Genomic DNA, 12,997 nt, shown 5'->3' with positions numbered 1-12,997 from the left:
GTTGAAATAGAAATTAAATTAGACCAAACCGCCAGCCGCTTGAAACCGAGCGCGGGCCCGTTTGAAAGCTTGGGTTGTCTGGATTTGGGCTTGGCGATCGTCTGCTGACACTTGACTTAGACGCGCTTCTGCTTGGTTGTAAGCAGCACGAGCTTCTTCTAGGTTAATTTTGTCGCCACGTTCAGCGCCGTTAACCAGAATTGTCACTTCATTGTCTTCAACTTCGGCAAAGCCACCCAAAAGAGCGATCGCTTCCCAATTCTGATTTTTAGCAGCGCGGACTCGCATTACACCAGTATCCAGGGCGGTCAAAAGTGGTGCGTGTCCAGTTAGGATACCTAGTTGACCAGTAGTGCTAGGCAAAACGACTTCTTCAGCTGGGGCATCCCATACTGTTTTATCTGGGGAAATTACACGAACGGTTAATGTCATTTGTCGTTTGTCCTTTGTCTTCTCTTACAAAGTTCTGTTCGCCGTCAGCCGACGCTCAGACTTTGCGTTTTGTCTTTTGTCTTTTGCCACTAGTCATTAGCGATCGCACTAATGACTAATGTACAGACGCGATTAATCGCGTCTCTGACTAATGACTAACCTTTGATTTTTTCAGCTTTGGCGATCGCTTCGTTAATATCGCCCACCAAGTAGAAAGCCTGTTCTGGCAGAGCATCCAACTCACCAGACAGAATCTTTTGGAAACCTTTGATAGTGTCTTCCAACTTCACATACTTACCAGGAGAACCGGTGAATACTTCTGCCACAAAGAACGGCTGGGACAAGAAACGCTCAACTTTCCGGGCCCGCGCTACGATCAGACGGTCTTCTTCAGACAATTCATCTAGACCGAGAATGGCGATAATGTCTTGGAGTTCTTTATAACGTTGCAGAGTTGATTGCACTGCCCGAGCGGTAGTGTAGTGTTCGTCACCAACAATGTTGGGCTGGAGCATCGTGGAAGTCGAACCAAGGGGGTCAACTGCGGGATAAATTCCCTTAGCTGCCAAACCACGAGACAGCACTGTTGTTCCGTCCAAGTGGGCGAAGGTAGTAGCAGGTGCGGGGTCAGTGAGGTCGTCCGCAGGGACGTACACTGCCTGAATCGAGGTAATAGAACCCTCTGTAGTCGAGGTAATCCGCTCTTGCAGTTCACCCACGTCGGTTCCCAATGTGGGCTGATATCCTACTGCTGAGGGCATCCGACCCAGTAGCGCCGATACTTCTGAACCTGCTTGTACAAACCGAAAAATGTTGTCAATAAACAGCAGCACATCCTGCTTGTTCACATCCCGGAAGTATTCTGCTACTGTCAATCCCGACAGACCAACCCGCATTCTCGCTCCGGGTGGTTCGTTCATTTGACCGTAGACTAGAGTAATCTTTGAGTCCTTGAGGCTGTCTTTATTGATTACCCCAGATTCCATCATTTCGTTGTAGAGGTCATTGCCTTCACGGGTACGCTCACCCACGCCAGCAAAAACGGATACTCCACCGTGCTGGGTAGCGATGTTGTTGATCAACTCCATCATGATCACGGTCTTACCAACACCAGCACCGCCGAACAGACCAATCTTACCGCCGCGTCGATAGGGAGTCAGAAGGTCAACAACTTTAATCCCAGTCTCAAACACCGAAGGTTTGGTTTCCAGGTCGGTGAATTTGGGAGCAGAGCGGTGGATGGGTAAAATTGCCTCAGCATTTACAGGGCCCCTGTTGTCCACAGGTTCGCCAAGGACGTTCAAAATCCGACCCAAAGTGCCTTTACCAACTGGTACGCTGATGGAAGCGCCTGTATCGGTGACTTCCAGACCGCGCACTAAGCCTTCGGTAGAACTCATCGCAACAGTCCGCACCTGGTTGTCGCCCAGCAGTTGCTGTACTTCAACGGTGAGGTTGATTTCCTGTCCAGCTTCGTTGGTGCCAATGATTTTCAAAGCGTTGTAGATTTTTGGCAATTTCCCGCCGGGAAATTTAACGTCTACAACTGGGCCAATGATTTGGGTAATGTAGCCAATGTTTGTTTTTTCTGCGGTTGTGACCATGCTGCGCCTAATGATTGAAGCTAGATTTCAGATAAGGTCGTAAAAGACATAAAATTAAGCAATGTCACCTTTCAGATTAGCACTGAATGCCCCCACTCTACGCCATAAATTGATCCTTAAGATGGCTGTCCTCAAGTAGGATTAGGCTATATTCTCCAATAGGCAGCAGAAATTTGTATTCGGGATTGAGGATTGAGAGAATTTAGTGGCTAATTAAGACCTGCTACAAAATTTTTAGTAATTTATACTCAGTACTCAATCACCAGACTTGGAATGGGGTTCCTTCCGCTACAAAATTGCAGTATGGTGTCCCCAAATGATTATCAAAATAAAAAATTGCCGTGTCTTGCAGCGAACACGGCAGTTAGAGACTATGGATAGACTTAAATCTGGGTGAATAATTTAGGCGTTAGTTGCAGATTGCTGTTGTTTGCGCTTGCAAAGTGAAGTAGCACCGAAAGCACCGAAAGCCAGAAGACCCATAATTGAACCAGGTTCAGGAACTGATTTAGTCAACGTGACATTGTCAAGCAGCAATCCAATATTATCCGTGCCAGTCTCCCGGAAATTTAATGTGGCACTTGTTGCAGAAGCAACGGTAAAACTTCGGCTAATGGTTGTAAACCCTTGCGATGGGGGTAGGGAAAATGTTTCGTTAAACAAATTCCCCAGAGTTACGGTGACAGGGTCAATCATGGCATTTCGTTGGTTCCCAGCAAGCTGGAAGCTGAGGTTAACTATGTCTCCTGGTTGAAAGTTAAATGTTGTTTTAGATTGAAGTGTACCAGCTAGAAATGTTGATCCATCCAGATCTACATATAGTCCGTTACCAGGAAGGAAATCAAAAAAACCATTTCCAATCAAGTCCACAGATCCGTTTATAACATCAAAGTTGGCAAACTGATTGTAATTTAAAGTGCCAACACCGTTATTTTCTTGATTAAAATCATCCTGTAAGAGGGTTGTAACTGTTGCGGCGCTAGCAGAATTTGTAGTAGCAAATCCGATTGCAGTCAAGGCTGTTAATGCTATACCAATCTTATTTAAGCTTTTGAAAACAATTGATTTGTTCATGATTCTAGTTTCCTCAAAAATCCCAAAGGTGTGTATTCTTCCAAACGACAACTAATGACTGTCGATTAATGCTGATAAACTCAGTTGTGATTGCACTCGAATTTTTCAGCAAAATTAGGCATAAATTCCCCCTGTGATCAGTAAGGGTTTAGCCTTTTGCTGCGATCGCAGATATAAGCAACTAGTGAAAATGACTAAAGCTTAGAACTTAGCTTTAGTCTTCTAGTTATTAAGGAAATTATTACCAGTGTTTTCCTCACTTGCTTATTTACTTAGATTAGTAAAAAAATTATTTAGTGTCGATAACGTTTGCGTGTATTCACATAACAAATATATTCTAAATTAGATTAAATAGCAGTTAAAACCCAGATTTGACAGGACTTATATACGTAGTATCAAGTGAATATTGACTTAAGCTTTGTAAAATTAAGTTGTTGCTTTAAGATAGTTTTATCAACGTAATTATGCGTAAATATGGCTATGTAATCAGAATCTAGACTTAAGAACATTGTAGTAATACACTGTTATGATACCTAGCGATGAAAACCACAGCGGTTAAAAACTTAGGGTAGCGATGCCTGCGGCGAGCTTCTCTTCTTAGGCTACGCTAACGCTAACGCTTGCTAGATTAGCTTAGAAAAGCTTATATAAAAAATCTGCTCTCCCTAGCAGATCGCAGAAAGAGCAGAGTACTATACCATTTCATTCAAATAGTTAATACACATGCTCTCAACACCATTTCGGAATCTAAGCAATCAATAATTACTAACAGACCATTTAATAAAGTAAATCAAAAGTTAGGGTGTGTTATGGCTTTAGCCTAATGCACCAGATTAAGGCGAATTTAGGATGGCTGTTACTATAAATATGCATTTTAGTCAATAAAAAATAGCTATATTACCCATTTTCATCCCCTGGATAGGTTTATTTCATGAAACCTATGTACAACCTACATTTCCTAATCTTCTGAAATATCCCTAATATAAAAATAGGTACAGAAAAATGTTTTCAGTTTAGCCAAGCCGCGATGCCTGCGGTTTTTGCTAGTTTAGGCTTTATCCTCACACCTCCACCGAGCAACAGCTTATGAATTACTCGTCAGCACGACAATATTTTTACCAAGAGATTCAGCAGCCTGACGAGGGCATTGATTTAGCAAAGGCAGCTTTGTATATTGCACAAGAAGAATATCCCAACCTAGATCCAGAGGAATATCTCAATTCCCTTGATACAATGGCATGGGAGCTTCAAGAACGCCTGCCTGACTCACGATATCCTTTGCGGATAGTTCAAAGTATTAACCAGTATCTCTACGATGATTTAAAGTTTTCTGGTAATAAAATTGACTATTACGACCCGCGCAATAGCTTTTTCAATGATGTAATTGACCGCCGATTGGGGATTCCCATTACCTTAGCACTGGTTTACCTGGAGGTTGCTCGACGGATTGATTTTCCGATGGTGGGTGTGGGAATGCCAGGACATTTCCTGATCCGCCCAGATATTCCAGATATAGAGATTTTCGTCGATGCTTTCAGTAGCGGTGAAATAATATTTGCCCAAGATTGCGAAGAACGACTGTCTCAACTTTATCAGCAACCTGTGACGCTACAACCAGAATTTTTAGCCGTAGTCAGTCATCGGCAATTTTTGGCACGGATGCTGACAAATTTAAAATTTATTTACCTCAAACAGCAAGAGTTAAAAAAAACACTGGCAGTGGTTGAACGAATTTTGTTATTGTTTCCTGGTTTAACTCTAGAATTGCGCGATCGCGGTTTGATCTACTATCAACTCGGTTACTACCCCCAAGCCATAGACGACTTAGAAAATTATTTAGCAAAAGTTCCTGATGCCGACGATGCATTTGTGATTCGGCAGTTGCTTGCTAAGTTGCGTAAGAATGATTAAATCAAAAATGCTGTGTCAGCACCATATTGACACAGCAGTGGTTAGTTAAATTAAACGACTAAAATAAAAATTGATACTTATGCCTTAACTGCGGCTTGTTGTTTACGCTTGCGAACAGAGGTAATGCCGAAAGCACCTAAGCCTAAGATACTAATGAGAGAAGTGGGTTCAGGAACAGAAGCAGTCTTCTTGTTTAGGCTAATAGAGTAATCGCCAGAAGAAAAACCAGGGGCAATATCACCATAACTAGAAGCAGATAGGGCAAAGTTGGCGAAGGATGATATTCCTAACAAGTACTCACCAGTATCCAAAAACTCATTGAGAGTGGATTGCTTCGTATCCTTAGAATCGTCGTTCAGAGCGATTAGCGTACCTGACGAATCAAACAGTTCTAGTATAGTATCGAAGGATGCACCATCGACTGTCGTAGCTTTGAATCGCCCACTATTCCAAAAGAAAGAAAAGAGATCAGCACCGTTCTTAGAAGAGATAGTTCCTTTGATGACATTAATTCCACCAGGAAGATTTTGGGCGGTTTTTAAAGTCTTACCTGCATCACCCACTTCATTATAAGTCTTAGCTTGTGCGCTTCCTGCTGCTCCGAGTGCAATAACTGCTGCTCCCACTATAGTCAGTGATAAATGTGTCAAAATATTTACAGTAGCCATTCTGTTATTTACCCTAGAAACTAATCTTTTTATCTGCTTTCAACGCTTTGATACTAATATGTATCTCTGAAGACTGAAAACATTTTTACCTACTTTATAGAAAATTCACTGATAAATAAAGCTACTAATTTGGGGAACCGAACGTAAGAACACGCACTTTAAAAGGCTTGCAACCTCATCTACAGAGGTTAGAACCTGTGTTTATACTTAAGGTAATCATGAAGCCCTATTCTCAACAACTGCTTCAAAATGAATTCTAAGGGTCATAGCAAAAGTCTTGTGAAGAAGGCAGTAGGAATACTGCCTCCTACATCTTTTGTTAAAAAGGATTTCAGTCCCTTTTGAACGAATTGGACTATTGGACATGAACCAAAGTTCATAACTAGTTAATAGACCAATGATCGAATTATTCTTGTTCTTCTGCTACTCTTTTGAGGCGGCGCAGCTGGGATTGCATATCTTCTTTTGTCCAAGACGCAGCAAAGGTGTTGAAACCCCAACTAATTAAGGGGTTAGGGATATCGTACTCAAAGCGGTTGAGTAGAAGGGTTCCTTTTTCTGTGGGCTGACATTCCCAGCGATCGCGCCCGTGAAAAAATCCCTGAAATTCCCAAACAACTAAACCCGGTTGTCGTTCCACAACTACGCTATTCAAGGTGGGTTTTAGTAAAGGAATTTGAATGATAAAACGACTTTGACTGCCGACATCGGTACTCCAAACTTCGCCCACAGGTTCGCAACGGAGGACAGGGTTGAGCCAACGGTGCATGAGGGTTAAATCGCTAATACAACGCTCCACCACCGTAGCTGTAGCGTTAATTTGAATCGATTGTTCCAAAACTTGGGACATTCCACATCTTTGGTGCTGTTGCTGCAATTAGAGTAACGCAAAATTCGCCATTGCCAGTAGATTAAATCAAATATTTGGTAACAAAGTCAAAAATTACTCTTGATATCAATACCATAGATGTACGTTTTTACTGGTAAATTGATAGGCAAAACACTAACTCAGTGTTTGTGGCGAATACTTAAGCTTAATTCCCGAAAACCATGAACACAACTTGGCAAGGAATAACCCAGGTAATAGAAGTTGCTTTGTCCACCAGGGTGCAGCAATTTTTGGCACAATCGCCCAGCCTGCAACTGACGCAACCAGCAGTCAATCAAGGAATCGCTGATGTGCAAGGTATTGTTCAACAGTTGATTCTGTTTATACCCCGTTTGCTGGGGGCAGTGGCAATTTTGTTAGTAGGTTGGCTAATTGCGGCGATCGCAGCGGCAGTGACACGAGGAATCCTCAATCGCACAAACATAGATAACCGCATTGCCGCAGGGATAACGGGTCGTCAAGATGTTCCCCAAGTGGAGAAATTAATCTCTAGCTTAGTCTTTTGGAGCATTATTCTGTTAACGGCGGTAGCTGTTTTACAGACATTGGATCTGGAGATAGCGTCTCGACCCCTGAATAATTTTCTCAATCAACTTATTGGCTTTTTGCCAAAGTTGGTTGGTGCGGGAATCCTTTTGGTAACCGCCTGGTTTTTGGCGACCATTGTGAAGATTATCACTGTGCGCTCATTACAGGCATTTAACCTAGATGAGCGTTTGAATCCAGAACCAGCAGACAGGGCACCCAGCCTCAATCAGCTGTCTCTGAGTCAGACAATTGGCAACGCTCTGTATTGGTTTATATTTTTACTGTTTCTCGCCCCAGTTTTGGATACTCTGGGACTACAGCAGGCTCTACAACCAGTACAAGCTCTAATTACAGAAGTTCTGCTAATTCTGCCAAACATTTTAGCGGCGATATTAATTGGTGTAGTTGGCTGGTTCATCGCTAATGTGGTACGGCGGATTGTGACGAACTTGCTGGCGACAACTGGCATCGACAATTTAGGTAGTCGGTTGGGATTATCTGCGACTGCGGGAGTGCAACCTCTATCGAGTATTATCGGCACAATTGTCTATGTTCTGATTTTGATTCCTGTAGCGATCGCAGCGCTGAATGCCTTGCGAATTGATGCGATATCTATCCCGGCGATCGCAATGCTGCAACAGGTTCTCAACGCCCTCCCAGCCATCTTTACAGCCGTGGCAATTTGGATTGTTGCCTATTTTATCGGGCGGTTTATCGCGGATCTGATTACAAGTATCCTCACCAATTTAGGCTTTAATAACATTTTCAGCATACTGGGTCTGACAACACCCAGCAGACGAATTGTAATTTCAACAGAATCAACAACTCCCCCGATTCCAAGCCGCACGCCATCGGAAATTGCAGGTATTGTTGCTTTAGTGGGGATCATGCTGTTTGCAACCGTGGCGGCGGTGAATATCTTGAATATTCCAGCCCTGACAGCATTAGTGTCTGGTATTGTGATCATATTCGGACGAATTTTGGCAGGATTGGTAATATTTGCCATTGGCTTATTCCTGGCAAATCTGGCTTTTAACATCATTACCAGTTCCGGCGAACGCCAAGCCCAGATTTTGGGTCAAGTGGCGCGGATTGCCATCATTGCCTTAGTCTCGGCAATGGCACTGCAACAGATTGGAGTTGCCAGTGATATTGTGAATTTAGCTTTTGGACTTTTACTAGGTGCGATCGCAGTTGCTATTGCCCTAGCTTTTGGTCTTGGGGGGCGCGATATTGCCCGCGAACAAGTTCAAGAATGGCTAAACTCTTTCAAAGGTAGAAATTAAAAGTTGATGAAGGCGTAATTTCGTCTGTAAAGAAAGGAAAGTGCTGCCTTAAGCATCAGTAGTGGAGAAAATCTATCGGCAATTGTGCCTAAAAAGTTGAAAGTTAAAAGCTCAGAAACTCGGAGTTTGAGTATAGAACTTGAGGTTTATTCTGAAGCTCAAGTTCCGAGTTCTGAAGCTCAATTTAATCGTATTTTCCGAGTCACCTTTTTTAGCGGTGTAAGTGATAAATCCCTTAGTTTTATAGTCTAATCCATCAAGTGCACAGACTTTATCGAGCGAATCTCTTTCTTGCTGCGATCGCTCCTGTTGGTTCTGCGATGAGATGCTATCGTCTGCTGGGCAATGTCACAACTTATTTAGTCAGATTGCTATAGTCGGATAGTTCAGTTTTTGAAATTAACATACACAAACGATATAAATTGATTACTATCTCTTTAAAAATTTCGGAAGTAAATTCGTCATTAATGCTGAGGTGGTTCTCAGTTTTAGAAAGAGAAACTGGAACAAATATTCCATAGCATAAATGAAAGGTTACTAAAACATGGATTTTATCAACCAAGCACAGAAGTTAGCAGATACGGTTATAAATAAAGCTCAAGAAGTAGCCAACGATGTAGTAAACAGTATGGATGAGGTAGTTGATGGAATCAAGAACACTACTGCCGAGATGACTACTTCAAGTGTCCATGCAATTAATGATTTTCAAAGTTTTTCAACCATAGCAGCACAGTCAGGTTTTCAAACTGTTCAAAATGTTAGTAAAACATTTGAACAAACTGCTGTTGGAGTTGCTACATCTAGTATGGTTATGGCTGATGCTTTGCAAAATTTACCAAAGACAGCTGCCGAATTAGCCCAAGAGATGCCAAAGATTGCAAATAGGCTGAGATATCGTGCTGGTGTTCGGGTGGGAGACTTACCTCGCTCTGATGCAGATGTCATGAAGCTTTTTGAGAAAATTCCTGGCACATCAAAGCTTGGAGCCAAAGAATATACAATTCGGCAATTTCTTAGGGATAAGCACGGTAGCCACATCAATCCACGTTCCCAAGGTGGATCGAATGCTGCTGATAATATCCTTTGGGAAGTAGGTGTTGACAATCTCCGTCGAGGTGCGAAAGTAATGACTGTTGGCGAACAGTTTTATATTCGGGTTTATAATGCAGTAGATTCTATTGTCAGCAATTCTGGAACGATCGCTAAACTTGGTATTACTGCCACAGGAACAGCTATTCTCACCCAGGTTGTAGTAACGGCGATTTTCTACTCTTTGGATCTTTATCGAGGCGACATTACTGTTGAAGAGTATAAAAATCTAATTTTTGAAGCAGCAAAGGCAGCAGGTATTGCGACACCAATTGTTTTTTTAGTCTTGGTGGCTGTGTTAGCTTTATTTCCAGAATTTACAGTCATTTTGTCGGCACCAGTGGTTGTCGCTGGCTTCAATGCTTTATTTAGTATTAGTATTGCTACACCAATCATTCAATCGCTAGTTCGTCATGTCGAAGCTGGAGGTTTTGGGATAGAAACTGCTGATGCTTACAAGACTGCCTTTGATGACTCTGCGCTCTGAAATAAGCTGTTCCACATTATAAATTGCATAATTAGGGTGGGTGTCTCGCCCACCCGTAGCCAAAAGTGGGCTTTTCAACCATCTGACAAGATTGGATAATTTATTTGTTGTAAATCCCTAAATAATCCATAAAATCAGGTGCAACCTTTATAGATGGCAGAATATGACAACCTTTGTAAAATACTCGCAGAAAAATATCCCCGTGATTTTACCTGTTGGTTATTAAATCAAGAACCATGAACAATTGAAATCTTAAAAACCGAATTGAGCATCGAACCGATACGTGCTGATTCTGTGACATTTCTGCGAACAGAAAATCGGATTTTACACCTGGAATTTCAAACCACAATCAAATCCCAAAAACCAATTTCTCTGCGGATGCTAGATTACTACGTCCGATTGACACGGACATATCAAGTTCCTGTTACACAGGTAGTGATTTTCTTGCAAGAGACAAGTAACGAAATCGCTTTTACTGAAGAATATGTCAGTGAAGTTACAACCCACCGTTATCGAGTTATCCGAATGTGGGAACAAGATTCAGCTCTATTTCTTAGCAATCTGGCGTTATTACCTTTAGCACCGTTAACGCGAACAGATTCAGCCCAAGCGTTATTATCGCAGGTTGCCGAAGAAATTGCTAAAATTCCAGATATAGAGACAAGACAAAATACTGCTGCTTACACGGAGATTTTAGCAGGGTTGAAGTTTGAGAAAGATTTTATTCGTCAATTATTGCGGGAAGATATTATGCAAGAATCAGTGATTTATCAGGATATTTTGCAGAAGGGAGAACAAAAAGAAGCTTTTCGCTTCTTAAATCGTCAGTTAAATCGGCGATTTGGAGAAATCGATTCCTCAATATTCGAGAGAATTAGAGTCTTATCTACTGAACAATTGGAACAATTAGGAGAAGAATTTTTAGATTTTTCAAATGTATCTGATTTAGTTGCTTGGCTTGAGCAAAATACAAGCAACTAATTGCTAGTCCACTTTCAATACGGTTCGCACAAAATCCTCCCTGATTGTACCCCTACTCTTAAAGCAAGCTTACGCGCACCGTCTCTCCTTATTCACTCCACGTCTATGCATCACTTTTTGAGTTTTACCTTGTGGAGTAATTCATCTTTAATGCGGTTGAGAATTGAAGTCTCATCCAGGTTTGCCAAAATCCGATTAATCACTGCTTTCGGCCCATCAGGCCCCCAAGTCGCGCCATTGGCTAAATAAACTTTGGTAACTTGTCCAATACCGTAAGAAGAAACACCAGCTACTCCGGCTTGGGTGATTGCCACCGATATATAAGGGCCAAGGGCAATACCTGCGGTAGCGGTTGCAGAGATCCCAAGTAAAGTTTTTAATCCACTCAAGCCCAAATTTGCTAACAGTTCACTTGCACCGATGCCGCCCATACTCAGGGCGATTTTTTGTAGCAATTGTACAGCCCCTGCTTCGGTCATCGAGAAGCCATAGAGTTTAGATAAACCCAAAATCAGAGCAATATCAATAACCACACTACTGAGAATATCTACCACAGTTATGGGATTGAGTGCGATCGCTAATGCCTTAGTCATCACAGCCTTCCAAATCAACTGATTGGCATTCTGTTCCCGAATCATCAGTTTTCGCTCTACCAATTGCTCATTTACAATGTCGGCATAAAGCATGGTATTGAGGGCAACCAAAGCTTTGCCCTCACGATGCAGAATCTCCAAGATTTTCAGCTTGAGTTCCTCTACTTTGGCATTACCTGTACGCAATTGTATGCCCCTAGTACCATCAGGGCGACGAATCGCCGTCTTCACCAATGGCGATGCCGCAGCCATGACAATTTCTAGAGGTGTGAGTAATTCCCGCACCCTTTCATCCCGGATTTTGTGATAAATTGCCATCCGGTCTGCTTCTGGATACTGGTCTACTTTGTTGAACACTAGAATGATCGGTTTACCTGCTTCCCGCAACTGAGAAAGGGCCATGTATTCTAGCTTTGTCATGTCGCCAGATATCACAAACAGAATCAAATCCGCTTGTTTTGCAATCTGTTCAGCTAATGCGGCCCGGGTTGCACCATCTACTTCGTCTAACCCAGGAGTGTCAATTAATTCCACCTGCGATTGACCTACACCAGGGAGGGTGACTCGCAAAGCTCGTTCAGTTTCCCCAATCGCTTCCTCACTAATACTCCAATGAACTGTTTGTGCAGTACGGGTAACACCGTGCAGTGGCCCAGTTTCAAATACTGTTTGCCCAACCAAAGCATTGAGTAGCGAAGACTTACCACGTCCCACCATCCCAAAAGCCGCAATCTGCACCACCATGCGGTCTAACTTTCCCAGCATGGTTTCCAAATCAGCAATTTCCGTCTCCAATCCGGTTTTCTCTTGGGGAGTGAGGTCGAGATTGGCTACCAAGTTTCGCAGCGCCGTTTGTGCTTGTTTATAATTCAGTTCCGTCTGAATATCTTCAAAACTGAAAATGGCACTATTCAATTCTTCCTCCCAGCTGAGAGAATTTGCGTCAGTGTTGGCAGAATCGCTTTGATCAGGTTCAGGCACGGGCAATGTCGAAGTCATATCAATTTGAGATTTGAAATTTGGGATTTTTAAATTAGCCCTGTCTCTTATCCTAGTTATTTTTTACAGGGGTTTGTGGAAATAAGGGAGCAGGGGGAGCAGTGGGGCACAAGAGTGGAAGTCAAACAATTTTGGATTTTGGATTTTGGATTGACCCCGGCAAGATTGGGTATGGGGCAAGCCGAATAATAAAACTGAGAATTTTGGATTTGTTCCGCCCACGAAAGCGTTGCGGCACGTACCCCTACGGGGAAGCAAGCTACGCGTTAGCGTCTTGTAGAGTTGTCCGGGGCTGGGCATGAACCAAAAAATCTTTTATCTAAAATCTTTTATTTAAAATTCGTAGTCAAAGACTGATTAACGGAGTTCAAAGACTCCTCGGCGAGTATCAAAGACTGATTAACGGAGTTCAAAGACTCGTCAGCGAGTATCAAAGACTCATCAGCGAGTATCAAA

9 protein-coding genes and 1 pseudogene are annotated in these 12,997 nt (G+C 42.5%); 4 read left to right on the top strand and 6 right to left on the bottom strand.

The features are described 5' to 3' along the window. Positions 1-18: 18 nt before the first annotated feature. The 3 genes from atpC to V7K48_RS18605 form a co-directional block, all read right to left on the bottom strand. Positions 19-432 carry an ATP synthase F1 subunit epsilon gene (atpC, locus tag V7K48_RS18615; protein ID WP_334972452.1) on the bottom strand — a complete coding sequence of 138 codons (414 nt, stop codon included), beginning with the start codon at positions 430-432 and terminating at the stop codon, positions 19-21. Positions 433-587: 155 nt separating this feature from the next. Beyond that, positions 588-2,036, bottom strand: coding sequence for a F0F1 ATP synthase subunit beta (gene atpD, locus V7K48_RS18610; RefSeq protein WP_335074717.1), 1,449 nt, complete (start codon positions 2,034-2,036; stop codon positions 588-590). Between the two features lie 402 nt (positions 2,037-2,438). Further along, complete coding sequence (locus V7K48_RS18605) at positions 2,439-3,110, bottom strand: PEP-CTERM sorting domain-containing protein (RefSeq protein WP_335074716.1); 672 nt, start codon at positions 3,108-3,110, stop codon at positions 2,439-2,441. A 1,086-nt stretch (positions 3,111-4,196) separates the two neighbouring features. Here V7K48_RS18605 and V7K48_RS18600 point away from each other — a divergent pair. Then, positions 4,197-5,021, top strand: a complete 825-nt coding sequence (locus tag V7K48_RS18600) for a SirB1 family protein (protein WP_335074715.1) — start codon at positions 4,197-4,199, stop codon at positions 5,019-5,021. Between the two features lie 77 nt (positions 5,022-5,098). On the opposite strand, the gene V7K48_RS18595 is transcribed toward V7K48_RS18600, so the two are convergent. Next, positions 5,099-5,689 carry a DVUA0089 family protein gene (locus V7K48_RS18595; RefSeq protein WP_335074714.1) on the bottom strand — a complete coding sequence of 197 codons (591 nt, stop codon included), beginning with the start codon at positions 5,687-5,689 and terminating at the stop codon, positions 5,099-5,101. A gap of 406 nt (positions 5,690-6,095) precedes the next feature. Then, positions 6,096-6,539, bottom strand: a complete 444-nt coding sequence (locus V7K48_RS18590) for an SRPBCC family protein (RefSeq protein WP_335074713.1) — start codon at positions 6,537-6,539, stop codon at positions 6,096-6,098. 200 nt (positions 6,540-6,739) lie between these two features. On the opposite strand from V7K48_RS18590, the gene V7K48_RS18585 reads away from it, so the two are divergent. The 3 genes and pseudogenes from V7K48_RS18585 (at position 6,740) to V7K48_RS18575 (ending at position 10,949) form a co-directional block, all read left to right on the top strand. Beyond that, positions 6,740-8,392: a mechanosensitive ion channel gene (locus tag V7K48_RS18585; RefSeq protein ID WP_335074712.1), complete on the top strand. Its 1,653-nt coding sequence runs from the start codon at positions 6,740-6,742 to the stop codon at positions 8,390-8,392. 544 nt (positions 8,393-8,936) lie between these two features. Continuing rightward, positions 8,937-9,968, top strand: coding sequence for an HNH endonuclease (locus tag V7K48_RS18580; RefSeq protein ID WP_335074711.1), 1,032 nt, complete (start codon positions 8,937-8,939; stop codon positions 9,966-9,968). A gap of 153 nt (positions 9,969-10,121) precedes the next feature. Further along, a pseudogene (locus tag V7K48_RS18575) lies at positions 10,122-10,949 on the top strand (Rpn family recombination-promoting nuclease/putative transposase). A 110-nt stretch (positions 10,950-11,059) separates the two neighbouring features. Here V7K48_RS18575 and V7K48_RS18570 read toward each other — a convergent pair. Continuing rightward, entirely contained in the window at positions 11,060-12,541 is a 1,482-nt protein-coding gene (locus tag V7K48_RS18570; RefSeq protein ID WP_335074710.1) for a GTP-binding protein, read from the bottom strand. Between the last annotated feature and the right edge of the window lie 456 nt (positions 12,542-12,997).

Source organism: Nostoc sp. (assembly GCF_036919615.1).
GTDB lineage: Bacteria > Cyanobacteriota > Cyanobacteriia > Cyanobacteriales > Nostocaceae > Nostoc.
This window is presented reverse-complemented; position numbering and strand designations above follow the sequence as displayed.

Bases quoted from the DNA above. Each gene is read 5' to 3' on its own strand.
- atpC (WP_334972452.1), bottom strand. From the start codon at position 432: ATGACATTAACCGTTCGTGTAATTTCCCCAGATAAAACAGTATGGGAT.
- atpD (WP_335074717.1), bottom strand. From the start codon at position 2,036: ATGGTCACAACCGCAGAAAAAACAAACATTGGCTACATTACCCAAATC.
- V7K48_RS18605 (WP_335074716.1), bottom strand. From the start codon at position 3,110: ATGAACAAATCAATTGTTTTCAAAAGCTTAAATAAGATTGGTATAGCA.
- V7K48_RS18600 (WP_335074715.1), top strand. From the start codon at position 4,197: ATGAATTACTCGTCAGCACGACAATATTTTTACCAAGAGATTCAGCAG.
- V7K48_RS18595 (WP_335074714.1), bottom strand. From the start codon at position 5,689: ATGGCTACTGTAAATATTTTGACACATTTATCACTGACTATAGTGGGA.
- V7K48_RS18590 (WP_335074713.1), bottom strand. From the start codon at position 6,539: ATGTCCCAAGTTTTGGAACAATCGATTCAAATTAACGCTACAGCTACG.
- V7K48_RS18585 (WP_335074712.1), top strand. From the start codon at position 6,740: ATGAACACAACTTGGCAAGGAATAACCCAGGTAATAGAAGTTGCTTTG.
- V7K48_RS18580 (WP_335074711.1), top strand. From the start codon at position 8,937: ATGGATTTTATCAACCAAGCACAGAAGTTAGCAGATACGGTTATAAAT.
- V7K48_RS18570 (WP_335074710.1), bottom strand. From the start codon at position 12,541: ATGACTTCGACATTGCCCGTGCCTGAACCTGATCAAAGCGATTCTGCC.